Below are 24,229 nucleotides of genomic sequence, written 5' to 3' on the forward strand. Positions count from 1 at the left end.
TTTAACCCCATTTCATTATTTGAACAAGAGTTATACGGAATTCATAACCTTCATACACATTACATTTTACAAGTTATATTCTATTCCAAAATTGAGATTTCATAGCAAAAAAGCTGCGCTAACACAGTTTTATAACTATGCTAGCGCAGCTTTCCTATCATTAAAAGTAACGTTTCTTCCAAAAAACAAATGCTAAAGTGAAAGATAATGTTACACATATTATAAGTACAATTACAAAACCATATGCTTCCCCTTCAAATGGAACCTTTACATTCATTCCAAAGAAACTAGAAACCATCGTTGGTAATGATAAAATGATTGTAATAGAAGTCAACAGTTTCATAACACTATTTAAATTGTTAGAAATAACCGAACTAAATGTATTCATCATTCCACTTAAAATGTGACTATATATTTCCGCCATTTCAATAGCCTGTTTATTTTCAATTAATACATCTTCTAGTAAATCTTGATCGTCTTCATACATTTTCAAAAATGTACTGTTTCGCATTAATTTTTGAATTACAATTTTATTTGCCTTTAATGATGTTGTAAAATAAACTAAACTTTTTTCAAGGCCGAGCAATGTGAAAATTTCTTTATTTTTCATCGACTTATTTAATTGGTGCTCTAAATCGATTGTTTTTCGATTAATTTGCTTTAAGTATCTTAAATAATAAGTAGAAATTGTATATAAGAGCTGAAGTGCGAAGCGCGTCTTTTTAAACGTATAAAATTCTTTAATACGTTGATTAATAAAGCGTTCAAAAATTGGATTTTCTTCTAAGCAAATAGTAACAAAACAATCTGGCATTACAATCATACCTATTGGAATCGTGTCATAAATTGAATTTCCTTCTTCATCATGTCTGACTGTCGGAATATCCACGATAATTAAAGTATTATTGTCTTCCTTTTCAATACGAGAGCGTTCTTCATCATCCAAAGGGTCTTTAATGAAATCTAAGTCTACATTTAAAGTTTGTACTAGATACTGAATTTCTTCTTCTGTTGGATGAAGTACATTAATCCAGCAGCCCTTTTGCATTTCCTCAATCTCTTGTAGTTTTCCGTTTCGGTCTGTTAAATAAATATTTAACATACTATCACCCCGATTCTTTTTACATGTGGGAATCTACCTCACTTAAACAACAGTTTTTGAACCGCTATTTTCAGCATATGAAACAAACGATTAAATTTCAATAGAAAAATTATTTTGAAAACGTTTTTTTAAGAAAAATCTTGTAAACATAGAAAAAGACAGAGTGTTCTCTGCCTTTTAAAAAGCTTATGTTGCCTTTATAACATATTTAGAAAGCATCCACAAGTTAAAGCCGACTGAAATCGTATAGCCAGCGTATGTTGAAATGATAAAACTTACATAATCAAAATACGGTAGCAATACAATATTTAAAACTATCTTCACAGTTATTCCGATTACTAATCCTAGCACTGTTTTCTGTTGTTGATTAATTCCTTGTAACATGGCAGCGGTTACTGTAAACAGTGAGAATAGTATACAAGCAGGAGCATAATACTGCAAAATAGTACTGCCCATCTCTGGATCATTTCCAGCACCAAATAAAAGAGTATATACTGGTTTTGCTAAAACCATCATTCCAATCGCCGCCGGTACAGTAATTCCTACCACTAATAAATTTGTCCTTGTAAAGTGTTTATACAGTAGCTTCTCATTTCCCGCTGTATAAGCTTTCGTCATTTCAGGTACAAGGGACATACTAAAAGCCGTTGCAACAGAAACCGGGATAAGTACAACCATCTGAACAAGACCAATTATCGCATTAATCTTTTCAGCTTCTCCTTGCATATATCCTATTTGTATAAGTAACTTATTAATTGTAAATGTATCAATTGTCTGATACAACGGAATTGCTAAACCAACCACAACAAACGGTATTGAATATGTAAAGAGCTCCTTATATAACGAGAAAAAAGATTTCGTTGTTTGTGGTATACTTACCATCTCTTTTTTCTTTAAGTGCCTTCTCCTCTTTACATAATACGCACTTAAAACCGTTAATCCACCTATAGCTCCCATAAATGCACCAAACGTTGAAATACCGACCGCTAGCGAAATAGACTCTTTTAAAACATATAAAACGACAAAACTTCCTATTAAAATGGTTAAGACCCGAAAAAATTGCTCTACAACTACACTTAGTGCAGAAGGTCCCATCGATTGAAATCCTTGAAAGAAGCCCCTTAATAAACTCATTACTGGTACAAGTATTAGCGCAAAACTTACAATTTGAATGTTATTAGTGACCGCCGTTATACTATTTCCGGTTTGATCATTTCCATCAATTACAAGTTTAGCTAAATGTGGAGCTAATATATATAGTGTAAAACATGAAATAACTCCCATTATAAACATAAAAACGATACCACTCTTTAATACTCTTTTAACCGTATGATAATCATTGAGTTGATCATATTTTGATACCATTTTCGAAACGGCAAGTGGCAATCCCATCGTTGCAATACTGAGCATAATTGTATAAGGACGGTATGCATACGTATATAATACGTACCCACTCGTACCCACCATTGCTGTAAATGGTATAATATATATGAACCCTAACATTTTAGATATCATCGTTGCCATCGTTAAAAATATCGTTCCACGTAAAAACGGTGATCCTTTCATCACATTCCCCCGCTACGCTTTATTATTACACATTATGGACAACTCCTTTTTTTTAGAACCGAAACAATTAAAAAAAGCCAATGAAAAATCATTGACTTTAATGAGTTGTTTTTCTCTTTTTCAAAAGCTTTAAACCGAAGTATAAAGCAATAAAGAAAACCGCACCTATAATTATGTAATGTGTGTAATCAGATGCATATTCTTTAATATGTCTCCAATTTCCACCAAGCTTTTCTCCTAAATATATAAAAAGAATTGACCATGGAATAATCGCTACTACTGTATACAGTGTAAAGAGCTTTAACGGCATCTTTGCTAATCCTGCTGGAATAGAAATTGCATGACGTACAACTGGGATAAAACGTGCCGAAAATATCACTCCAGCTCCATAACGCTTAAACCAATTTTCTGCTATGTCTAAATGATGTTTATTAATAAGCAGATATTTCCCAAACCTCTCAACAACCGGACGCCCTCCGTAGTATCCAAGCCAGTATAAAAAGATTTGCGCTAAAGTACCACCGATTGTTCCGGCAATAACAGCACCGACAAAACTAATTTTCCCTTCTGCCACTAAAAATCCAGCATACGAAAGTACAATCTCACTTGGGATAATTTCAATCATTAAACCTAGTGCTACTCCAAAGTATCCTAGACTTGCAAAGAATTGCAATAACTGATCTATTATATTCGCTAACATATTCTTTTCTATCTCCTTTTTTCTTCACATACCCTCCCATTATCACATAAAGATTGCCATCTGCCAATATAATCATGTGAATCTCTTCACCTAACTCATAGACTTTAAAGAAGACTACACTAGACTCTTTTTTGTTATAAGAATATGTACAACCCTTCATCAATATACCCTAAAAGGATACTTGATTCATTTAATTAATCAAGTATCCTTTCCTTATTTCGATCTTTCATAAACGCAAACATTTCTTTAATCTGCCATTCGGTATTTCTAGCGATTGATAAATCAGGTATTTCATTTTCACTAAAAAAATCTATATCTTCTGTTTCAATACTTAGTTTCTTTTCTCCACCAACAATCTCACAACCTATAAAAATCTTATATATATGGGTTGCTGATGGGGACGGTTGATGTTTTTCTTTATCAAATATTGCTAGTAGCCTAAAATGATCTACTTTATAACCTGTCTCTTCTAATGCTTCTTTTGCTGCGACTTCTGTTGGCGTATAACCAATATCGGCCCATCCACCTGGCAATGCCCATTTCCCATCACTTTTTTCTTTCACAAATAATAATTTTTCATTTTGAAAAATTACTGCCCGTATATCAACTTTAGGTGTTTGATAGCCTGTCTCACTTGCAAATAAATTCTCTACTACTTCCCAATCTGTTTTTGTGTAATGTGACATCATCGCAATTGAAATGTCTCGTAATTGTTGGAAACGCTCTAGATCATACACATCTTTGGAGTACGTTAAACCTGCTTGTGCTATTGATTGTATTTGTTTTACCCAATCAATCCATTTAACCGTCATTTTTACACAACCCCATTCTACTAAATATTATTTCACTTTTTTCTTTCTCTATCTTTAGTATACAAAAAAAGAGATTGATAATGTTTCAATCTCCTTCAAAATCATCCCAATTCATGAAGATGTTCTTGTATATATTTTCTCCTTTTATTTATATATTGAAAAATCATCTCAGCCTCTTGATTAAAAACTTCTATTTTCTCTTTCATATATGGATCCTGAAGTAAATATGGACGAATGGATGCACACATATTTTCTACTTTTGGTTTTATAAAGGATTCTGTAAATTGTAATTCTAAAATTTCTTCTAATATATTTCGATATTGTTTTCTAAATACAGGTATATCTAACAATCTTGCACTTAACGTATTATAACCTTGAATACGAATATATTCATGATTAAGTGGTCTCCCTTGTACATCTCTCCCCCAAGTCGCATCATAATCCCACGGTATCACTTCAAATAAATTTGTCTCATCGTTATGATATAGTGCATAGTTATGAACGAAACCATCAAAGTTTTGCGTAAAAATAACTCCAGCTAACCATCGTAAATATTTATCTACATGTAGAAACTTCCCGATTTCTTTTTCATAATCTTCCCTCGACAAAGTATTCGCTTGAAATACAAATTCACTCAGTTGTTCTTCACTATTTTTATTCGAATATTTAAATTCATAACCCGCAAAGAGCTCTGTCTTAACATCTTTATCTCGCTCACTCATTAACGAAAAATTCGCATCATCATCTATCGCATAATAAATAGAACCACTCGGTAACCCTCTATTTTTCAAAAAGTTTTCATCAACTGATTCTAACTGTAAATACACACCTTGAATTTGACCATTAATTTTTATAAATACATGTTGTGATTTTGGCGAAAGTACACCAATATCATGAAAAAAATCTAAAGATAATTTATTTCGTATGAGAGACGGATCCATAAACTCAGAATTCAAATGAAACTCTTTCGCGCCTTGAAATTTTTTCGGTTTATAAAACATAACATGATAAGACTTTTTCTCAAATTCGCGAATATGAGCCCCTCGGTATACGATATCAATGTCATACTTCTTTTTTCCATAAGTTAATTTTGCTGGCACTGGACTATCTGACCAAATGTCCTTTTTCAATTCCACTAAGTACATTGGATGAACAAAAAAATCATATGAAGGCAGCATGTTTTCTCATCCCTTCTCAGTTCTCTTCATTCAATGTATGCGCCTTGCCTTGTCCATACATCCGCTATCATCTATTTATATAAAATTACACTCTTGTCCTGTTCAGAAAGAAGTCGAATCTCATATCATGTTAAGGAAAAAGAATACCTTTTCAATTTAACACTCGATAAGGAGGATTTCTATGAAACGTGATATTAGAAAAGCTGTTGAAGAAATCAAAAGTGCTGGTATGGAGGATTTCTTACACCAAGATCCAAGTACTTTTGAGTGCGATGATGATAAATTCTCTCATCATAAATGTACAACTGGATGTAAATGTACAACTGGGGGTAAATGTCCAAGAACAAGATGTACTCGCGTGAAACATTGTACGTTCGTTACAAAATGTACGCATGTAAAAAAATGGACATTCGTTACAAAATGTACTCGTGTACGCGTTCAAAAATGGACTTTCGTTACAAAAGTTACTCGTAGAAAAGAATGCGTTTTAGTTACAAAACGTACTCGCAGAAAACATTGTACGTTCGTTACAAAATGCATACGCTTTGAAAAGAAATTTTTCTGGACAAAACGAAGTTTCTGTAAAAAATGCGAATTCTTCCCTCACGGACACGGTAGCTCTTGCGATGACGATTGTGATCATGGTAAAGACTGTCACGATGACGGGCACAAATGGAATGATTGCAAAGATTGCAGACACAAGTCTTCTTCTTGCAAGAATAAAAAATTCGATCACTTCTGGTATAAAAAACGTAATTGCTAGTTTTTTATACCCACCAAAAAAGGCCGCATTGCGGCCTTTTTTACGTTTACTGAAAATGGCTTATATCTGCAAATTGTTTTACTTTACCAAGATCTTCATCAAATTCAATCACACTAAGACTCGCGCTATGCATAAATGGCTCTCCCCATACATGTTCAATTTCAACACCTGCAAAATGTCCTACAAGTAATTTCGCTGCTGCAGCATGAGAGACAATTAAAATATTTTCCCCTTTATGCTTTTCTAAAAAAAATTGTATCCCTTCAATTACTCTTTTATGAACGGCCGCAAAGTTTTCCCCTGATGTTGACTGAAAAAGATGTGGTTCATTCCAAAATAAATGTACTTCTTCTGGATATTGCATTTCCAAGTCAGCAATTGTTTGCCCTTCCCATATCCCCATGTTTATTTCATAGAAACGTTCATCTTCTATAATTGGAAGATCGCGTTCCCCTTTAATCAATTCAGCAGTATGAAGCGTTCTTTCGCTTGGACTACTATATATGGCATGGAGTGGTAAATCCTTCATACGCTCCCCTAATTGTTTCGCTTGTATCATACCATTCTCTGTTAATGCTGAATTTTTCCGTCCTTGCATCCGCCCTGCTACATTCCATTCTGTCTCACCGTGCCTTGTTACATATACCGTTGTCTTCATTTCACATGCCCCCTTACCATTTCGGCCGCGATTCCCACGGCTCTACTCTCCCTACAATCCATTCTGTGCATTTACTTTCAATTCCTTTTATAACTCCGTCAGCAATCTCTTCATGAGTAAGCCATCTTGCATATGTATCTTCTAAAATAAACCCTAATATAATTCTATAATAACTACATAATGTCCCACCTATTTTTTGTGACTTCGTACGCGATGCACTACTACCTAATATATGAAATAAACTATACTTTTCCGATGACAATTCAACCTCATTACAAATGAGTCGTAATGCATGCTTAGCACTCGAATGTACCCATGCAACAACTAATGTAATTGGACCATTCTGTTCAATTATATTTGTAATAGATCGCTTTAGATCATCGTCATTTTGATAATCTAAAGGAAGACATGTAATATTTTCTGGTGCGGAACTAGCTTGCTTAACATTTTCTAATTTCACTTCATCTCGTCCAATAACAGACACACGAAATCCTTGATCACAAAGCCACATAGAAACTTTCTTTAACATTCCTGTTCCACCAATTACAAGTGCATGCAACTTCTTCCCCCCTTAGTAAAATGTCATATGAGGTTTCTCATCTCTATAATAATTTAGACGGTCTTGTAACGTCCCTGAATGAAACTCAAATTTATGACCATCAGGATCAACAAAATATATAGACTCACAATCTCTCACATCACGCTCTCTTCCTTGTAAAATATGAACTTTATTTTCTTCTAATCGCTGCAGTAAGCGTTCAAAGTCTTCTTGTTCAACAGAAAATGCGAGGTGCGTATAAGATTGATGAATCTCCTTTCTTGGAATATGTGCCTCTTCGTTCAGTGCTATCCATACTCCACATATATTGAAATATGCAAGTTTTCTCCCTTTAACTAATAGTTCTCCTTCTAGCACTCTTTCATAAAACATAATAGCGTTTTCTAAATTTGATACTGAAAAACAAAGATGATTGATTCCTTTCAACACTCCACGTTCCTCCCTAAACAAATAAAAGATGAGCGAAAATTCACTCATCTTTTATTATACTATTTCTTTGTAATATATGCCCATTTATAACTAAAGTCGCCACCGAACGTATGGTTAGCAATACCATTTACATACGTCTTCTCTAAGTAAGCTGTACTTTGTTGGTACGTAGGAGAGATTGCAGCATCTTGACCAATTAAGATTTTTTCAGCTTCTGCAAGTGCTTTCCAGCGTGCTGCGTCATCTTTTAGTAGTTCTCCTTTTGATTTTGCTACTAAATCATCGTACTTCGGATTTGAATAATCCATTTCATTAAATGAGCTTCCAGTAACGAACATATCAATATATGTCATTGGGTCTGGATAATCTGGACTCCATGCAGATAATGAGAATTCATATTCAAATTTCTTTTCTAAATCTAACTTCTGCTTATATGGTTGTTGCTTCAAATTCACTTTAATACCAGGTAAGTTTTTCTCTAATTCTTCTTTAATAAAGTCGCCCACTTTTTTACGACTACCGTTATCATCATTTAGTAATTCTACTGTAATTGTATCTTGACCAAGTTCTTTCTTCGCTTCTTCCCACAGTTTTTTTGCTTTCGCAGCATTATCTTTACTGTCACGGAAATTTTTATTTACAGTACGGAAGTCTTTTCCATCTGGTCCTGTCGTAAACTTTTCAGGTACTAAGAAATACGCTGGCAATGATCCATCATTCAAAATTACATCCGCAATTCCTTTTTTATCGTACGCTAAATCAATCGCCTCACGAACCTTTTGATTTTTAAACGTTGCATTTTTTTGATTAAAACGTAGGAAATACATACGTGGGTCTAGCTTCGTTTTAAATTCATCTGGTTTATTCTTTTTATATTTGTCTACAAACTCAGAACTTAAAATGACACGGTCTGCTTGATCACTATCATATAAATTTACCCCAGTACTTGTCTCTTTTACTATACCCACATTAATTTCTTGTAATTTTACAGCATCTTTATCCCAATAATTTGGGTTTTTCTTTAACTGGTAACTTTGTTCATGTTTCCATTCACTCATTGTAAATGGTCCATTGTACAATAATTTATCTGCTTCTAATCCGTATTTATCCCCTTGTCCTTTTACATACTTTTCATTTAATGGGAAGAATGTAGGGAACGAAGTAAGCTCAAGGAAATAAGGTGCTGGTTGCTCTAATTCTACTACCAACGTTTTATCATCCTTCGCTTTAACACCTAATTGATCCGACGGTACTTCTCCTTTATTTACTTTCTGTGCATTTTTCACATCAAATAAAATAAATGCATATTCTGCTGCTATTGCTTTATCTAATGTACGTTGCCATGCATATACAAAATCTTGTGCTCGAACTGGATCACCATTTGACCATTTTGCATCACGTAATTCAAATGTATATGTCTTTTTATCTTCACTAATCTTCACGTCTTTGGCCATACCTGGAGTTGGTTTATTATCTTTATCTAGACGATATAATCCTTCCATTGCATTTACAAATACACGGAAAGATACAGAATCTGTTGATTTAGATGTATCCATTGAAGGAATTTCAGCTGTTTCTAGTAAGTTTAATACTTGCTTATCCGCTACTCCCTTACCTGCTTCTTTCTTCGTTGTAGATGCCTTCTCCCCATTTCCGCAACCTGCAACCAATACACTAGCCGATAATGCAACTGCAGCAATCGTTGTTACCTTTCTCTTCATTCTTCCTTCCCCCAATCTATATGTATAAGTTAAAACTTGTATAATATATTTTATTATACAAAAAATTCTGATTATTTTAAATATTTATTTTCATAAAAAGAAAAAAAGCGGTCAGAAATTGCTTTCCCTCCGCTTTGTTGAATAGCATTTACTTGCAATCCATCCTCTATTTCAAACGGATTTTGAACCTTGAATATTTCTTCCATCATCTTCAAAAACTCTTCTTCATTTTTAGATTCACCATTAATCGTAAGGGAATATGGCTCAATTTCACTCAATTTATAATCAACAATAAATTGAATTGTAACTTTTTGTCTTGGCATCCCTGGGCTGTATCCTTGAAATTCTACTAATTCCATACCTTCCGAACCACGATAATATATCCACCCTGAATTTTGAAAATAGCTTTCAAACGATTCACCAATCGAAAAGAACGGATATTCATAAAGCGAACTTGTACGTACTTTTTGTATAATATCTCGATCAGTCGGAAAAAAGAAATGACTGAAAAAAATACTAGCAACTGCTAAAATAGTAACGATTGTTGCTCCCATTTTACTCGTTCCACCACTATCACGGATCAGATAATTTTCAACCGATTCATCTTTAATTCCCCGTGCTTTTATTCGATATATACGCCTTTCTGCAAATTGATAATATAATCCATTTGCAAAAATCCCCATCCCAAATAGAATGAAAATGAGTAATAAAAACGTAAGAGGCACCATATTAATGATTGGCAACGCTACGTTGAACCCCATATAATAAGAAAATGCATCACATGCTACTAATAACAGTATAAATAAAGCAGCAGGTAAATAATACTTACGATATCCAAGCCAACCTACATTGAAAATAGCAGCCAAACCATTCCAGCTCCACCTAGCAATTCGCTTATTCTCAAGCTCCCATTTTCTTTTGTAATATGGATATTGTCTCCCTACATATACTTCTAATTCTTTGTCTATTAGCGAGCTTTCTTCACCTTGTTTATTATGCAAGTTCCGTTGACAATTTGCACAATTCAACTGATCATTAATACAAGGTCGCCCACAATTTATACATTTCAAAACAATCCCTCTTTCCATCCATACTTCATTTTAATATGCCTTCATGCTTCAATAACCACTCTTTCCTCCATAAACCACCTGCATACCCAACAAGTTTTCCACTCTTTCCTATTACACGATGACATGGAACGATAATTGAAATTGGATTCCGGCTATTTGCCCCTCCTATCGCTCGTACAGCTTTCGTATTCCCAACCTTATCTGCAATATCTAAATATGAAGCACTTACGCCATATGGTACGGTGTAAAGTGCTTCCCATACATTCTTTTGGAATGGTGTTCCTTCAGCAGACAATGGAACTGTAAACTCTTTTCTTTTTCCTTCAAAGTATTCATCTAATTCATTTATACATTGTTCAACAAGTTCATTTTTATGTTCTTCTTTTCTTTCTTCAACAAATATAACAGACGTAATCCCTTTCGTATTCGCTGTAATTTCCAGCAAACCTAATTCACTTTCATAATAAGCCTGATACATATGTCATCCTCCAATTCAATTCATATTAGCCATTGTAACACGAATAGACAAAATTTTTCGTATAAGCGTTTTATTAGGGAAACAAAAAAGAGGATGATACAATGTAAGAAAATTCAATCAAGGGGGATATTTGATGGAGCTTCAACTTTTTTCACCTTATACAATTAAGGACGTTACGCTAAAAAACCGTATCGTTATGTCGCCTATGTGTATGTATTCATCAGAGAATGAGGATGGCCGAGTAACCAATTTTCATCTCATTCATTATGGAACCAGGGCTGCTGGCCAAGTAGGCTTAGTTATGATTGAAGCAACAGCTGTGTTACCTGAAGGACGTATTTCTAACAAAGACTTAGGCATTTGGGATGATAATCTAATTGAAGGCTTACATAAGACGACAGCATTTATACATGATAACGGCGCAAAAGCTGCCATTCAACTCGCTCATGCCGGAAGAAAGGCTGAATTAGAAACGGACGCTTTAGCTCCTTCAGCAATTCCGTTTAACGATGGAATGAAAATACCCGTGGAAATGAGTAAGCAACAAATTAAAGACACCGTATTAGCTTTTCAAAAAGCTGCGTTACGTTCAAAACAAGCGGGATTTGACGTTATTGAATTACATGGTGCTCACGGTTATCTTATTAATGAATTTCTTTCTCCGCTTTCAAATAAGCGGACTGATGAATACGGGGGTTCACCTGAAAATCGCTATCGTTTCTTACGCGAAATCATTGACTCTGTAAATGAAGTTTGGAACGGACCGTTATTTGTTCGTATTTCAGCAAATGATTATCATCCTGACGGGTTAACGGTTCAAGATTATGTGCAGTATACAGGATGGATGAAAGAACAAGGGGTAGATTTAATCGATTGTAGTTCTGGTGCTGTTGTACCCGCACATATTGATGTGTATCCTGGTTACCAAGTACAATATGCTAAACATATTAAGGAGCATGTTGACATCGCGACTGGTGCGGTAGGATTAATTACAACCGGATCACAAGCAGAGCAAATTTTAAATAATAACGAAGCAGATTTAATTTTTATCGGACGCGAGTTACTTCGTAATCCATACTTCCCAAGAATAGCTGCCAATGAACTTGGCTTTGAATTAAAAGAACCATATCAGTACCGACGAGCACCCAGGAAAATTAAAACTAATAAATAAAACCGAGAAGTTATTCTTATCAAGACCTAAATCCAAAAAAACTTAAAATATAAGGGTCCCAACATATTATATATGACTAATATGTTGGGACCCTTATATTTTGGTACTGATTTTTGAAACTGAATTTGCATTGTATTTTTCTCTATTTAATTACATTCAAAAAACAACAAAGTTTACGAATGTGGATTTAAAATAAAGTCGTACCGTTTGTAAAAAAAATGTACCGTTTATAAAAAAGTTGCACCGTTTTACCCCTTTAGATATGATTGTCTAACGGGCTGTTTTTATGTCTAAAAGAACTAGAACATCTAAAAATGATTAGTGGTTAAAAGAAGGACGAGGAACAGGGCGCGGAGTAGATTATAAACCGTTGGTAAACGTTCAAGTTGTTTTTTTAAGCGTAATTTATACGTTTTATTGTAATCTTATTACAGATTTTTAATTGGGATGGTGTTATAAGTGGATTTATTTATTATTGGGAATGGATTTGATTTAGGACATGGTTTACATACGAGGTATTGGAATTTTCGTTGCTATTTAGAAGAACATCGAGGAGACTTCTTGAGGGATTTCGAAGAGAAATATTATTTTGGGGGAAAAGGGTTACAAACTTATCTATGGAATGATTTAGAATGTAATTTAGCTAATATTGATGAATATGTATTGATTGAACAAATGCTTCAAAGTACGGATTTGGGGCTGGAAAGTGGAAATATTGGTATAGAAGATACTTTGAATAATTACTTCGGAGACAAATTTAAGTACATTGAAGAATTAACTATCTATTTAAAAGAATGGATTGAAGTAGTAAATCTAGAGTTGGACGTTATAAATAGAAGGACATCTTTAATCAATGAAAACCATCAAGATATATTTATAAACTTTAATTACACCACTACTTTGGAGGATATTTACAATATTTCAAGATCGAATGTTTTACATATACACGGTGTAGTAGATTCAGATGATGAATTAGTGTTAGGGCATTCAAATTCATCAAGAATAGATTACTTTAACGAAAATTATACAGACTATCAAAATATACTTGATGAACAAAGGGCACCAATATATAAAGTTTTAACTGACTATTGTTCTAAAACATATAAAGATGTAAATAATTATATAGATCAACTATTTCCATTGAATTTTGATGCTGTTGAAAGAGTAATTATAATTGGACATTCTTTAGGTGATGTGGATTTACCATATTTTAAAGAAGTTAAGGAACGAGTTAATGAAAATACAGAATGGCATGTTTATTATTACGGTGAGAATGATATTGAAACTTTTAGAGATAAATTGACTAAAATAGGCATAATTGAACAATATATAGAATTTATTCACTGCGACACATTTTATGATTTACCTTAAGTAGAGCAAACAATAGATGTGGATTTAAAACAAAGTCACGATGTTTATAAAAATGTTGCGAAGCTTCGCCCCTTTTGGCTAACCCTTTATCTAAATAAAGGGGTGTTTTATCGTGCGTGAAAAGATTATTCCGTTAAAGGGCCAGATTGTTGAACAACAGTCTTTTAAGAAATGTTATCTAACGACGCTTGTGCAAAAATAATATTGTTGTTTAATTTACAATAAAGTCATTTGAAAAATAATATTAGTTGTTTAAAAATCCTTATTCCACGAACGGAGCAGGTTAGTGGAAGCAATAGTAATTAGGTTTGACTGGGAAAATTGTCGATGATATTAAAAAAGACACCGAAGTGTCTTATGTTTTTCAAATTAAGCATACCGATAAATTGAAATTTAATTACTTAACATTATGCTTATCTTGGGAGCGAGGTATTTTATCGGTGAGTGTATACAAACCATGTAATGCTTGCTGTTAATAATGCTGACGAAATCAAAGCTGTAAGAACACTATATGTTTGCCAAATAAGTATCGTTGACCAATCGAAAGCACAGCACAGTATACCCAGGGCAATCGTAGCGATCAGGAAAATAACTGTTACGATTATTCTCTTTTTTGTCATTGGCTGCCGCTCATTCGTTTTCCTTCTGCGTAATCCTAAGAGAAATAGGAGAACGGCCAATAGGCAAAGAATAATAGTGATAGACGACAAAATGATATCCAAAAGCTGTGTGCCGCTTATTTCATATGACTGAGTTAGATTACCGTCTAATATATCTTTAACTTTTAGTACCAGGTTTATATTGGTATTTGCGCCGTTGCTCAGCAAGCAGACGGCTGTTCGTTCATTTAGCAGTATGACTACTTCGGTTCTGAAATTTGGATTGCCCCCAGTGTGTTCTATAATCGTTTGGTCGGCGTTTACCGACCAGCCTGCCGCATAATACATATCGTTGACAGCCGAAACAGACATATCACCCCTATGTGATTTTTCGATAACCGTGTGAAATATTTCGGGTATGTCCTGCACAATACCCATCTGTATGCCCATCCAACGCGCCATATCTTTTGTATTAGAAATGATGTAGCCTGCGGGCTTATTCCCAGCATAATCCGGAGCTTTAAATGGAGTTGTCATAAAAAAGGAAGAACGGTAGCCCTGTGCCAACTGTCCAGTGGCTTGAGCATCTTCTTTATAAACATACGTCTGGTGAAGACCTAACCGCTGAAATACCTGTTCCCTCATAAAGTCTTCATAGCTTTGTCGCGACACAATCTCAATAACCAAGCCCAATACGTCATAATTAACGGTTCCATAGTTATACTGTTCACCGGGAGGGAACGCCAATTCAGCATCTACGAGCATTTCCACAGTCTTTTGCAACATATCCGGTGTATTGCCTTGTGGAATACTTTGAGTATGCCTAATATTTGTTAGACCACTGGTATGGTGAAGAAAGTTATTTAGTGTAAGGCTTTGCATATCAACAGGTTTCCCTTGATACTTTAACGTAAACCAAGGTAAATATTTTTGGACAGGGTCAGTCATTGAGAGCAGCCCTTGCTCTTCCAACAGCATAATACCCATACCGGTAAAAGCTTTACTGACCGAGGCTAACTCATAGAGTGTATTTTCACTTGCAGACAACCCCTTTTCACGGTCAGCATACCCTGAAGAAAAGTAGAACACTTCATCATCAGCAAGTATTGAGATTGACATTCCCGGCACACCTGATATACGAGAGGCATCATCTAGCAACGCTTGTATTGCCGCAGATTTCGAATCAGACAACGCATAACTTTGTGTTGCGAATCCTGAGAATAATATAAATATCGTTAATACAAAAACAATAATCTTTTTCATAAACTCTCCTTTTCGAAAAATTATAATAGAATAATATAAATAACCTACTTTTACAACTACTAAACTAAATTTTAATTTATCTTTCTATTCACCTATATAATATCAAGTAATTGGGAAGAGTTACACTTAACGAACAGATGCGTTAGTTCAATAAGAAAAACGATCTTCAACAATCGGGCGCGATTGTTGAAGATTAAAGGTAGAAAATGATCAATCTTTTTTATAAAAACCAAGCTTAAATCTGCTGGAGAAGAATCCATTTTGATCAATCTTTCTTCAAAATGGATTCTTTTTATTTATCGTAAAACTTGGGATTGCGAGGTATTTTTGATCAAACTTTATTTCAAAGCTACAACGAAAACAGCCTTCTTTTAAGGCTTAAAAAGAAAAGGGAGGAGAACGCTGTTCTCCTCATGTGTAATGATAATAAAGTTGTTTAATTTCTATGCTATAAACACGCATTACACCGTCTGAACAATCAAACGATGTTAAAAAATAAGTGTTTAATTTGATTTATCCTTCACTAATTTTAAAAAAATCAGCAATAATAAAGTTATTTAAAACTCAAGTTATTAGTTGACGAGTTTAACAAGTGTTATTTTTCGAAAAGTGGTATCCAGTTAGGATCACGTTCATTATTATCAGGTAGTTTTTGATTAACATGCCTCATTAAAAAGGCTTTTTGATATTGTCTCAAAGATTCTTCATTCGCTCCGCCTTCATAATCAGGATCATCAAATTGAACGTTATCATCTTCCCAAAAACAGATACTGCAAATATCAAATGTACCTGGTGGCTCTTCCTCTAATGTTTTATAACCACAACATGGACATGTATATTTCATATAATCCCCCTAAAAAACCCTACTTTTATTTAATTTTATCACATCCTGCTAAACTATCCTTCGCTAAAAAGCATTTAAAATGAAACAACTTTATTAACTTTTAAACGACTTTATTATAAATAAAACAATTTTATTGTCAATGTACACCTCATCCCCTAAATCCTCTTGTATACATCCGCATATGCCACTTTCAGTTGTTCTCGAAGTTCTTTATTTTCGATTTCTATTTTTTTTATTTTTCGTTTCAATGTTTCTATAAGTGCACCTTTGTTAGCATCATTCATTTCTCTTTTTAATTGTTTTTTTGTAAGTGTTTGAGATTGTTGTAATCTTAATTTTTCAATCCTTTCACGAAGGTCTGAGGTATTATATAAAGTACCTTTGCTAACACCAGATTCACTTGCTACACTGTTAAAATTTATCGTTTCATTGGCTCGAATAAGTCTTTGAATAGCTTCATCTACTTTCGCATAAGTACTTGCCTTTCGTTGGGCATGAATACTTTTCATATGAGCTATACGGTCATATTTAACCATTCTTCATACCTCTCTTTCTCTTTATACGGTCTTGTCTACCAAAAATAATATTCCCTTGTTGAATATTGCTCAAAATCCCCTTATAAAGTTGTAAATTTATATTATGTTTTTCTGTAATCTCTTCTCGCCCACGTTGCTTTGATACATCCATAGCTTTTGCTGTTGTTTTAATTAGCAATTCATATTTTTGCACATCTAATTCTGAAAATCCGATAGCTAAGTCTTTACAAGGGCTTCCACCGTTACATGTGAGACAAGGAGGTGCTTCCATGTGAGGACAATTACCATTTAAACGAGCGTGACACGTCCCGTAGGGATTGTCCATTGCATTTAGTTTATGGTCTTGCCACAAAGCATTTAAAATATCATTAGGAATGTCTTCGTCAACTTTGATTTTCTTCACATCACCGTTCAAGTCAAAACTGAATATACCTTGATTCATGACAGCTTCAAAAGTCTTCCTCTTTGTGTCATCCAATAATTTTGCGTATCGCAATGTCATTTCAGGAGAAGCATGGGCTAACAATTCTTGTACGGTCAATATGTCTGCACCACCGTTTAACATTTTTATCGCATAGGTGTGACGAAATTGATGTGTTTTGAAGTGAAAAATATCCCCTTTCTCGTCTACAATGTTTTTCTCGTTTGACAAGATATTCAGTTGCTTTCTAACCCAATATTGGTCATAAGGTTTTCCTTTACGAGTACCATGATAACGTACAAAGATGAACGCTTCAGGGTTGTTATCTTGATTGCTGTTCTCTTTAGATTGTTGAATGAGAACAGCCAGGATGTTTGCTAATTCCTCATCTATAGGTATTCGATGCCCTTTTACATAGGTTTTTTCAATATCTGTGACAATGGAGTATTTACCATTTAAACACCCTAAACAATCAAAGGTTAATCCTAATACATCCGAAATGCGAAGCCCTGTTTTAAAAGCTACCCATACGATAGGTATGATTTCCTCATGTAAATCGTTGATGTGCGTGAATAGTTGCTCTAATACAAAGTCAGGGATATGGTCAATTTGGTCGATAGTTTTTTTTCTGAGCTTTGGCTTGTCCGCTGGAAAGAGTAATAACCGCGTAGGTGTTTCAGGAGAAATGTCGTATTCATATTGTTGAATATCTTCTAAAAATTTCCCTATTAATGTTAAATTCTTTGTTACATAGCTCTTAGGGTGTGCGTTTTTTTGTTTTACATTACTTTTGGAATACATGTGTAACCATTCTATGTATTGCTCCATATGAGATCGTTTGAGCCCCTTTAAATCATTCCATGTAGGCTCTAATGAGCATATAAAAGACACAAATTTGGATAGTTCATTCAAGTAGCTCCTTGCTGAAGCCCAAGAGAAATTGTTATTGCTTAGAAGACGTTGTTTAATATATTTCTTTATTTGTTTACGCATATTTCCTTCTTTAATTTTTGTGAAATCTATGTAATACATAGTCGTACATTTGTTATATGAAATCCCATATGTATCATGTAATATGCGTACATCCCATCGGTCTTTTACCCATTCCTCACGTGTATCTGTTAACGTAAAGAGTTTTGAATGGATGAGTCTTAAAAAGTTTGCTGTGCCTGTTTTATTTGTATATTCACCATAAGTTATAGTTCGAACAATTTTTTGAGTCTCGATTCCTTGCTCCCCTAACCAAAATAGCCACTCTCGTTCTACGTTGTCGATATTCAAATCAAGTAGAGAATAGAGAGTGGGATATTTTTGATTCATAAATAATGTTAATTTATTCAGCATAGACGCTTGCCCTTGAAATATACTATTCAAACTCCATTCATCCTCGAATAATTTGTAATACCATACATATTTCACTTCCAAATTAATAGTGGGACTTATGAATCGAAAATGAACATTTTTATTTTGGATTTTATGGTTTGCTGTCATTTTTTTAAACTGCTTTATCTGTTTTAAAAAGTTAATGTTCCATATACTATTTACTAAAAAATATGGATTTTTTACTTGTTTAACTGTAACTGAACCATCTTTGTGAACAGTTTTCTCTGGATAGGTGAATAATTCCTGCTGTAATTGTTCATGAAATCCTAATTTTTCTGTGTGTACTTTTTGAATCCGTTTCATCCTCTCAACCCCATATAATTCTTTTTCTTCATTTCAAATGCATGTTGTGCTTTTTCCCAATCCTCACGGATATCTTCTTCCGAAGGATGAATATATAGATTCATAGTTGTTTGTATTTGAGCATGCCCTAATCGTTCTTGTACTTGCTTGATATCTTTCGTTTCCTGATAGTACATTGTTGCGTGGGTATGGCGAAATAAGTGAGGATGAACATCTATTCCAGATTTTTTTCTCAAACGTTTAAAAAGAGATTCTACGTCCCAATATCTCATTGGTTGTCCTACATTTTTCCCTCGCAATTTTACAAATACAAAGTTTGTATCGAAATCTAATTCATCAACAACTTCATACAGATAATCATCGTACAAATCCATTAAATTTTGTGAAACAAAAATTTCTCGTTCACCTGTTTTTAATTTTGCTCCGTTTTCTAATTCTCCTCGGTTCGTCAAACGAATCCGATGTCCATTTTGATGGTCAAAGATAAAGTCTTCCATGAAGAGGGATAGAACCTCTCCAATACGTAATCCTGTCTCAAATAATAATTGGATTAGAAATGCGTCTCGTATATTGGTTGTTGCCTCAATTACTTGTTGTACTTGTTTTTTAGTGAGTGTTTGTACCTTTTTACGGGGTTCTTTCACTTTTAATACATTTCTCACAGAAGACTTGTTCTTATTAACATGATGCAGAAAACTCTTGTATCGTGTGCGTCCTCCTGTGAAGATCTGTCTCATTAATTTTTCACTCATGTCATTTGGTAACTCTTCATTACGATACAAGTAGTCATAGAAGTTTGTGACAGTGGTGACCGTCAGGTTCACTGTCTTCTCTGTGTTCTTTGCCTGTACAGGTCTAAAAGAAGTAATCTTTGTACTTTCATAAGGATTTCGTAACCAACCCACAAATTTTGCTAAATCCTCTAAACGTATACTCTTGTAATCTTTATTTGTTTCTTTCAAGTATGTAAAATACTTTTTTAAAGCATAACAATACGTCTTTTGTGTATTTCTACTTTTACCAGTTACATCTAAATACTTCAAATACCTTATCACAGGAAGAATAGGAAATCCCTTGCAATCTAATAACATATACCTTTTTCTGTTATCGTCTAATATCACTTCTTGAACCTTCAAGTTCTTCACCACCTAAAGCTTTGTTTATTACGCTCGGTCAAAAACCGCGCTACGCCTCCCGCTATGGGCTATGCCCTCCGCTGTTTAAAAATCTATTATTGAGTTAATATTCTGTATATAGAAGACGTATCCTTTTATATCTGTATAAAATTTTATTATATAAAAAGAAAGTGGATACCATGCTCTATACTGAACATAGTATCCACTAATAATTATAGTACGTTTAAATTATTCTTCTCGGTTTTACTTATTTTATTTCTATAATATCGTTTGAACTATAAATATGAATACCAGATTCTTCACGTAGCGCTGTTATATACATTCCTTTCGCCACATCTTTAGCTGAAATTGGTTTATACTTTTTAAAAGCCCCTTTAAATATAAACGGAAGAATACGAGATAATTTCTCAGCCATTCTTTCCCCCAAACGATATTCTTGTCGATTTCCAACTAATAATGACGGCCTGAAAATATGTATGCCACCAATAACTAGCTTTTTCAGCTCCTCTTCCATTTTCCCCTTCACTTGCGAGTAAAAGAAAAATGATTTAGGTTTTGCTCCCATTGATGAAATAACAAGAAAATTTTGCACGCCTTGTTTTTCAGCTAAGCAGGCAGCTCGTAATGTATATTCATAATCTACTTTTTTAAAATTCGACTTCGACTTCGCTTTTTTTATCGTTGTTCCTAAGCAACTAAAAACATCATCTACTGCAAAAAATTCTTTGTATTCCTCTAATACTGAAAAATCCACCTGTTTCTGTTGCAATTTCTCATGCTGTAATTGTAATGGTTCCCTTACAAAAATAGTAACCGAATCGTAGTAATCTGAGTCAAGTAATAGTCGCGTTATTTCTTGTCCAACTAACCCACTTGCGCCAAGTACTAACGCTGTTCGCTTATTCATATATGTGTATACCTCTTTATTTACTATTCTCTCCTATAGCTAATCGTCGCTAACAGGAGTTTCCGTTCTCCCATTTTACCATAAGTAAAGCACTATGCGTATGCATAGTGCTTTACTTACTCTTTTTTCTCTTCTTTTTCTTCTGCTGGCAATTTTGTAATTGTTGTAGCATCCCCTAAATTACTTATTAGTCTTCTTAAAAAAATTAAAACAAAAGATAATGGCAAAACAACCGCAAGTATTAATAAGATAGCTTCCATGAAGTAACCCAAGCGCTCATCCCCTTTTTTCTGCTCCCTCCCAATATATGAAAGTAACATTGTCACATATGCACCAATCATAAAAATTAATACCTTTCTTTTTGACAGATTTATTACAAAATCAAATCGTAATGATTATTATTTATTGCAACTTTCATAAAGATGTATTATACTAGGTTCGCAACCTAAAACGTAATTATTCCGTTTTGTATTAAAACGATATTTTCTTCTTATATTTGGAGAAAATATAATTGTAAAAAAGAAAAGAGGAGAAATATATGCCTAAAAAATTAGCTCTATTTTCATTTATACTTATTTTCACACTCATCTTTGCTGGATGTTCTAACAACAAAGAAGGTGCAGCGCAAAAAGATGGGAAACTCTCTGTTTATACAACCATTTTCCCACTCGCTGACTTTGCAAAAAAAATCGGTGGTGATTATGTAAATGTAGAAACAATTTACCCACCTGGTGCGGATTCCCACACATTTGAACCAAGTCAAAAGCAGACTGTACAAGTTGCGAAAGCCGATTTATTTGTTTATAACGGCGCAGAATTAGAACCATTTGCCGAAAAAATGGAAAAATCATTAAAAAAAGAAAACGTAAAAATTGTAAATGCATCTAAAGATATCGAACTTCGTGTTTCATCTGAAGAAGAGCAGCACGATCATGGAGACGGTCATAAAGAAGATGAACATCATCACGATAAAGATCCACACGTTTGGATAGATCCTACTCTTGCGATGAAACAAGCAGAAAAAATTAAAAATGCACTTGTAGAATTACAGCCTGAACATAAAAAAGAGTTCGAAAAAAACTTCGCAGCACTACAAACAAAATTTACTGATTTAGATGATCAATTTAAAGCAGTTGTTGCAAATGCAAAAACGAAAGAAATATTAGTTTCACACGCAGCTTACGGCTACTGGGAACAACGATACGGTTTGAAACAAATTCCAATCGCTGGAATTTCAGCATCTGATGAACCATCTCAAAAGCAGCTTGCTGACATTACAAAAACAGTAAAAGAGCACGGTCTACAATATATTTTATTTGAAACATTCTCTACTCCAAAAGTAGCATCAGTTATTCAAAAAGAAACAGGCACAAAAATTTTACGCTTAAATCACCTTGCTACTATTTCTGAGGATGATGCAAAGAACAATAAAGATTACTTCACATTAATGGAAGAAAACGTAAATAATTTAAAAGAAGCAACAAACTAATCAACTATATTTTCTAGGCAGCTGAATATGTCATTCAGCTGCCTTTTCTGTATTTGTCCTTGACTTGACTAAAATAACAAGTAAAATAATCCATATTAGCTTTTAAGCTATACTAATTTAGAAGGTGAGTTGGAACTATGAATCTTCACATTTGTGAAGTAACAGCAGAAAATTGGCGTTCAGTAGCTGCTTTAAGCGTAACAAAAGACCAGCAGCAATTTATTGAAAGTAATGCGTTTTCCTTAGCGGAATCATTATATGAAGATAACGGGATGTCAGTAGGTCTATATGATGAAGAAACACTTGTTGGATATGCAATGTATGGATGGTATTGGAAAAAACATGAAAGCGTATGGTTAGATCGTTTTATGATCGACCAACAATTCCAAGGAAAAGGATACGCAAAACGTTTCCTTCGCTTACTAATTCAATTCTTGCAACAAAAATTCGAATGTAAAATAATTTATTTAAGTTTACATCCTGACAACAAACACGCAATGGGGCTATATGAGTCATTTGGCTTCCGTTTAAACGGGGATATTGATGACGAAGGCCCAGTTGTAGGTGTTGTAATGGAATTACTTATAGATGAAAATACAAGCCTGTGAAAATAGGCTTTTTATTATACGTTTATCAATGTTATATTTTCTATTTTTAGTTTCTTCCCCTTATATACTTCATTTTTGTAATCTTGTATTATCTCATTGAAATACTCATAAAAAATAAGCCTGCGATTTACGCAGACTTATTTCACACATTCTTCAAAATGTTCTTGGAACCATTCTTTATTAATATCTTTTCCGATGAAAACTACTTCACTCACTCGCTCTTCGCCCTCTTGCCACTCTCTATCGTACGAAGCAGCAAACAGTGTATGTACACCTTGGAAAACGATACGTTTGTCTACTCCATCAATAGATAAAATTCCTTTGTAGCGATATAAATACTCCCCTAGTTCTTGAACGACAGCTGACATCCACTCATTCAATTTTTGTAAATCTAACGGACGTTCTTCACGTAGTACAAACGATTTTACACCTTCTAGATGGTTATGTTCAGTATGAGGATAAATTTGCAACGTATCTTTCGTTTTAAACGTTTGTATTTGTAGTAATGATGGAATATCTACCTCACAGTTAGTAGCCTCGATTAACTTTGCAGTCGGATTAATTCCTTGAAGTTCATGCAAGAGATTTTCTTTCTCATTTTCTTCAATTAAATCTAATTTATTAACTAACACAACATCAGCAAAGGCAATTTGTGCTTTTGCTTCTAGTCCTTTTTCAAAATGTTTATGTATATGATAGCTATCTACAACTGTTACAACACCGTTTATTTGGTACGCTGATTGAATAACTGGATCTAAAAAGAAAGTTTGAATAATCGGACCTGGATTTGCAAGACCCGTTGTTTCAATTACTAAACCATCAAATTCCATTTTCCCTTCTGCTTTTACGTCCAGTAATTGTTTTAAAGCAACGAGTAAATCTTCTCGCACAGTACAGCATAAACAACCGTTTGTCATTTCCATAATTTCTTCTTCAACGTTCATAATTAATTGATTATCGATACCAATTTGCCCGATTTCATTTACAATCACTGCTAATTTCCGACCGTGATTCTCTGTTAAAATTCGATTTAATAATGTTGTTTTCCCTGATCCAAGAAAACCCGTTAATATTGTTACTGGAATCATTTCGTACCTCTCCTTATAGCTAAATGTTTCTATATTATAGCATATAGAAAAAATCGTTTTTGTAGCAAAACATA

24 protein-coding genes are annotated in these 24,229 nt (G+C 34.0%); 5 read left to right on the forward strand and 19 right to left on the reverse strand.

Annotated features, from left to right (window positions below; translation table 11 throughout):
* Positions 1 to 160: 160 nt before the first annotated feature.
* The 5 genes from ACE38F_RS18030 to cotH all read right to left on the reverse strand — a co-directional run bounded on the left by ACE38F_RS18030 (position 161) and on the right by cotH (position 5,358).
* On the reverse strand, positions 161 to 1,102 hold the full coding sequence (locus tag ACE38F_RS18030) for a magnesium transporter CorA family protein (RefSeq protein ID WP_002148556.1): 942 nt from the start codon (positions 1,100 to 1,102) through the stop codon (positions 161 to 163).
* 186 nt (positions 1,103 to 1,288) lie between these two features.
* The gene (locus tag ACE38F_RS18035; RefSeq protein WP_375370698.1) at positions 1,289 to 2,668 is read right to left on the reverse strand and encodes a putative polysaccharide biosynthesis protein; all 1,380 of its coding nucleotides are present in this window, start codon (positions 2,666 to 2,668) and stop codon (positions 1,289 to 1,291) included.
* Positions 2,669 to 2,765: 97 nt separating this feature from the next.
* Positions 2,766 to 3,368, reverse strand: coding sequence for an undecaprenyl phosphate transporter UptA (gene uptA, locus ACE38F_RS18040; RefSeq protein ID WP_016104621.1), 603 nt, complete (start codon positions 3,366 to 3,368; stop codon positions 2,766 to 2,768).
* Positions 3,369 to 3,562: 194 nt separating this feature from the next.
* Positions 3,563 to 4,180 (reverse strand): NUDIX hydrolase N-terminal domain-containing protein, encoded by a 618-nt coding sequence (locus ACE38F_RS18045; RefSeq protein ID WP_215556096.1) that lies wholly within the window; start codon positions 4,178 to 4,180, stop codon positions 3,563 to 3,565.
* A gap of 101 nt (positions 4,181 to 4,281) precedes the next feature.
* Entirely contained in the window at positions 4,282 to 5,358 is a 1,077-nt protein-coding gene (gene cotH / locus ACE38F_RS18050; protein ID WP_375370697.1) for a spore coat protein CotH, read from the reverse strand.
* A 181-nt stretch (positions 5,359 to 5,539) separates the two neighbouring features.
* On the opposite strand from cotH, the gene exsB reads away from it, so the two are divergent.
* Positions 5,540 to 6,121 carry an exosporium protein ExsB gene (gene exsB, locus ACE38F_RS18055; protein WP_375370696.1) on the forward strand — a complete coding sequence of 194 codons (582 nt, stop codon included), beginning with the start codon at positions 5,540 to 5,542 and terminating at the stop codon, positions 6,119 to 6,121.
* Between the two features lie 46 nt (positions 6,122 to 6,167).
* Here exsB and ACE38F_RS18060 read toward each other — a convergent pair whose 3' ends face one another.
* The 6 genes from ACE38F_RS18060 to ACE38F_RS18085 form a co-directional block, all read right to left on the reverse strand.
* Positions 6,168 to 6,779, reverse strand: coding sequence for a phosphoserine phosphatase 1 (locus ACE38F_RS18060; RefSeq protein ID WP_375370695.1), 612 nt, complete (start codon positions 6,777 to 6,779; stop codon positions 6,168 to 6,170).
* Between the two features lie 13 nt (positions 6,780 to 6,792).
* Entirely contained in the window at positions 6,793 to 7,338 is a 546-nt protein-coding gene (locus ACE38F_RS18065; protein ID WP_375370694.1) for a short-chain dehydrogenase, read from the reverse strand.
* A gap of 12 nt (positions 7,339 to 7,350) precedes the next feature.
* Positions 7,351 to 7,767, reverse strand: coding sequence for a FosBx1 family fosfomycin resistance bacillithiol transferase (fosB, locus tag ACE38F_RS18070; RefSeq protein WP_002126995.1), 417 nt, complete (start codon positions 7,765 to 7,767; stop codon positions 7,351 to 7,353).
* Positions 7,768 to 7,826: 59 nt separating this feature from the next.
* Positions 7,827 to 9,488 (reverse strand): peptide ABC transporter substrate-binding protein, encoded by a 1,662-nt coding sequence (locus ACE38F_RS18075; RefSeq protein ID WP_002189364.1) that lies wholly within the window; start codon positions 9,486 to 9,488, stop codon positions 7,827 to 7,829.
* 71 nt (positions 9,489 to 9,559) lie between these two features.
* A complete protein-coding gene (locus ACE38F_RS18080) occupies positions 9,560 to 10,558 on the reverse strand; it encodes a DUF2628 domain-containing protein (RefSeq protein WP_002148567.1) in 999 nt (332 codons plus the stop codon).
* A gap of 25 nt (positions 10,559 to 10,583) precedes the next feature.
* The gene (locus tag ACE38F_RS18085) at positions 10,584 to 11,036 is read right to left on the reverse strand and encodes a methylated-DNA--[protein]-cysteine S-methyltransferase (protein ID WP_002031467.1); all 453 of its coding nucleotides are present in this window, start codon (positions 11,034 to 11,036) and stop codon (positions 10,584 to 10,586) included.
* A gap of 133 nt (positions 11,037 to 11,169) precedes the next feature.
* Between ACE38F_RS18085 and namA the strand changes: the two genes are divergently transcribed.
* Both namA and ACE38F_RS18095 read left to right on the forward strand, forming a co-directional pair.
* Complete coding sequence (namA, locus tag ACE38F_RS18090) at positions 11,170 to 12,207, forward strand: NADPH dehydrogenase NamA (RefSeq protein ID WP_375370693.1); 1,038 nt, start codon at positions 11,170 to 11,172, stop codon at positions 12,205 to 12,207.
* A gap of 459 nt (positions 12,208 to 12,666) precedes the next feature.
* Entirely contained in the window at positions 12,667 to 13,578 is a 912-nt protein-coding gene (locus tag ACE38F_RS18095) for a bacteriophage abortive infection AbiH family protein (RefSeq protein WP_375370692.1), read from the forward strand.
* 434 nt (positions 13,579 to 14,012) lie between these two features.
* On the opposite strand, the gene ACE38F_RS18100 is transcribed toward ACE38F_RS18095, so the two are convergent.
* The 7 genes from ACE38F_RS18100 to ACE38F_RS18130 all read right to left on the reverse strand — a co-directional run bounded on the left by ACE38F_RS18100 (position 14,013) and on the right by ACE38F_RS18130 (position 21,311).
* On the reverse strand, positions 14,013 to 15,440 hold the full coding sequence (locus ACE38F_RS18100) for a serine hydrolase domain-containing protein (protein WP_000720967.1): 1,428 nt from the start codon (positions 15,438 to 15,440) through the stop codon (positions 14,013 to 14,015).
* 595 nt (positions 15,441 to 16,035) lie between these two features.
* Complete coding sequence (locus tag ACE38F_RS18105; protein WP_002035324.1) at positions 16,036 to 16,284, reverse strand: CPCC family cysteine-rich protein; 249 nt, start codon at positions 16,282 to 16,284, stop codon at positions 16,036 to 16,038.
* A 155-nt stretch (positions 16,285 to 16,439) separates the two neighbouring features.
* Complete coding sequence (locus ACE38F_RS18110; RefSeq protein WP_375370691.1) at positions 16,440 to 16,820, reverse strand: DUF6262 family protein; 381 nt, start codon at positions 16,818 to 16,820, stop codon at positions 16,440 to 16,442.
* Complete coding sequence (locus tag ACE38F_RS18115; RefSeq protein WP_375370690.1) at positions 16,813 to 18,927, reverse strand: tyrosine-type recombinase/integrase; 2,115 nt, start codon at positions 18,925 to 18,927, stop codon at positions 16,813 to 16,815. The genes ACE38F_RS18110 and ACE38F_RS18115 overlap by 8 nt, the downstream gene beginning before the upstream one ends.
* A complete protein-coding gene (locus ACE38F_RS18120) occupies positions 18,924 to 20,063 on the reverse strand; it encodes a tyrosine-type recombinase/integrase (RefSeq protein WP_375370688.1) in 1,140 nt (379 codons plus the stop codon). Before ACE38F_RS18120 ends, ACE38F_RS18115 begins: the two co-directional genes overlap by 4 nt.
* A 247-nt stretch (positions 20,064 to 20,310) precedes the next feature.
* The gene (locus ACE38F_RS18125; RefSeq protein ID WP_375370687.1) at positions 20,311 to 20,970 is read right to left on the reverse strand and encodes an oxidoreductase; all 660 of its coding nucleotides are present in this window, start codon (positions 20,968 to 20,970) and stop codon (positions 20,311 to 20,313) included.
* 116 nt (positions 20,971 to 21,086) lie between these two features.
* Positions 21,087 to 21,311, reverse strand: coding sequence for a hypothetical protein (locus ACE38F_RS18130; protein WP_002012427.1), 225 nt, complete (start codon positions 21,309 to 21,311; stop codon positions 21,087 to 21,089).
* A 197-nt stretch (positions 21,312 to 21,508) separates the two neighbouring features.
* Between ACE38F_RS18130 and ACE38F_RS18135 the strand changes: the two genes are divergently transcribed.
* A complete protein-coding gene (locus tag ACE38F_RS18135; RefSeq protein WP_375370686.1) occupies positions 21,509 to 22,459 on the forward strand; it encodes a metal ABC transporter substrate-binding protein in 951 nt (316 codons plus the stop codon).
* Between the two features lie 137 nt (positions 22,460 to 22,596).
* A complete protein-coding gene (locus tag ACE38F_RS18140; RefSeq protein ID WP_375370685.1) occupies positions 22,597 to 23,067 on the forward strand; it encodes a GNAT family N-acetyltransferase in 471 nt (156 codons plus the stop codon).
* A 137-nt stretch (positions 23,068 to 23,204) separates the two neighbouring features.
* Here the strand turns inward: ACE38F_RS18140 and ACE38F_RS18145 are convergent, their stop codons facing one another.
* On the reverse strand, positions 23,205 to 24,155 hold the full coding sequence (locus ACE38F_RS18145; protein WP_375370684.1) for a CobW family GTP-binding protein: 951 nt from the start codon (positions 24,153 to 24,155) through the stop codon (positions 23,205 to 23,207).
* Positions 24,156 to 24,229: the final 74 nt, after the last annotated feature.

This window comes from Bacillus altaicus (genome assembly GCF_042136375.2).
Lineage (GTDB): Bacteria > Bacillota > Bacilli > Bacillales > Bacillaceae_G > Bacillus_A > Bacillus_A cereus_U.

What these genes read in the sequence shown, in the direction of transcription:
- uptA (WP_016104621.1), bottom strand. Translation starts at nt 3,368, where the DNA reads ATGTTAGCGAATATAATAGATCAGTTATTGCAATTCTTTGCAAGTCTA.
- ACE38F_RS18075 (WP_002189364.1), bottom strand. Translation starts at nt 9,488, where the DNA reads ATGAAGAGAAAGGTAACAACGATTGCTGCAGTTGCATTATCGGCTAGT.
- ACE38F_RS18130 (WP_002012427.1), bottom strand. Translation starts at nt 21,311, where the DNA reads ATGATTGGTGCATATGTGACAATGTTACTTTCATATATTGGGAGGGAG.
- ACE38F_RS18115 (WP_375370690.1), bottom strand. Translation starts at nt 18,927, where the DNA reads ATGAAACGGATTCAAAAAGTACACACAGAAAAATTAGGATTTCATGAA.
- ACE38F_RS18140 (WP_375370685.1), top strand. Translation starts at nt 22,597, where the DNA reads ATGAATCTTCACATTTGTGAAGTAACAGCAGAAAATTGGCGTTCAGTA.
- namA (WP_375370693.1), top strand. Translation starts at nt 11,170, where the DNA reads ATGGAGCTTCAACTTTTTTCACCTTATACAATTAAGGACGTTACGCTA.
- ACE38F_RS18085 (WP_002031467.1), bottom strand. Translation starts at nt 11,036, where the DNA reads ATGTATCAGGCTTATTATGAAAGTGAATTAGGTTTGCTGGAAATTACA.
- ACE38F_RS18035 (WP_375370698.1), bottom strand. Translation starts at nt 2,668, where the DNA reads ATGAAAGGATCACCGTTTTTACGTGGAACGATATTTTTAACGATGGCA.
- ACE38F_RS18125 (WP_375370687.1), bottom strand. Translation starts at nt 20,970, where the DNA reads ATGAATAAGCGAACAGCGTTAGTACTTGGCGCAAGTGGGTTAGTTGGA.
- ACE38F_RS18060 (WP_375370695.1), bottom strand. Translation starts at nt 6,779, where the DNA reads ATGAAGACAACGGTATATGTAACAAGGCACGGTGAGACAGAATGGAAT.
- ACE38F_RS18110 (WP_375370691.1), bottom strand. Translation starts at nt 16,820, where the DNA reads ATGGTTAAATATGACCGTATAGCTCATATGAAAAGTATTCATGCCCAA.
- cotH (WP_375370697.1), bottom strand. Translation starts at nt 5,358, where the DNA reads ATGCTGCCTTCATATGATTTTTTTGTTCATCCAATGTACTTAGTGGAA.
- ACE38F_RS18145 (WP_375370684.1), bottom strand. Translation starts at nt 24,155, where the DNA reads ATGATTCCAGTAACAATATTAACGGGTTTTCTTGGATCAGGGAAAACA.
- ACE38F_RS18030 (WP_002148556.1), bottom strand. Translation starts at nt 1,102, where the DNA reads ATGTTAAATATTTATTTAACAGACCGAAACGGAAAACTACAAGAGATT.
- ACE38F_RS18100 (WP_000720967.1), bottom strand. Translation starts at nt 15,440, where the DNA reads ATGAAAAAGATTATTGTTTTTGTATTAACGATATTTATATTATTCTCA.
- ACE38F_RS18045 (WP_215556096.1), bottom strand. Translation starts at nt 4,180, where the DNA reads ATGACGGTTAAATGGATTGATTGGGTAAAACAAATACAATCAATAGCA.
- exsB (WP_375370696.1), top strand. Translation starts at nt 5,540, where the DNA reads ATGAAACGTGATATTAGAAAAGCTGTTGAAGAAATCAAAAGTGCTGGT.
- ACE38F_RS18105 (WP_002035324.1), bottom strand. Translation starts at nt 16,284, where the DNA reads ATGAAATATACATGTCCATGTTGTGGTTATAAAACATTAGAGGAAGAG.
- ACE38F_RS18135 (WP_375370686.1), top strand. Translation starts at nt 21,509, where the DNA reads ATGCCTAAAAAATTAGCTCTATTTTCATTTATACTTATTTTCACACTC.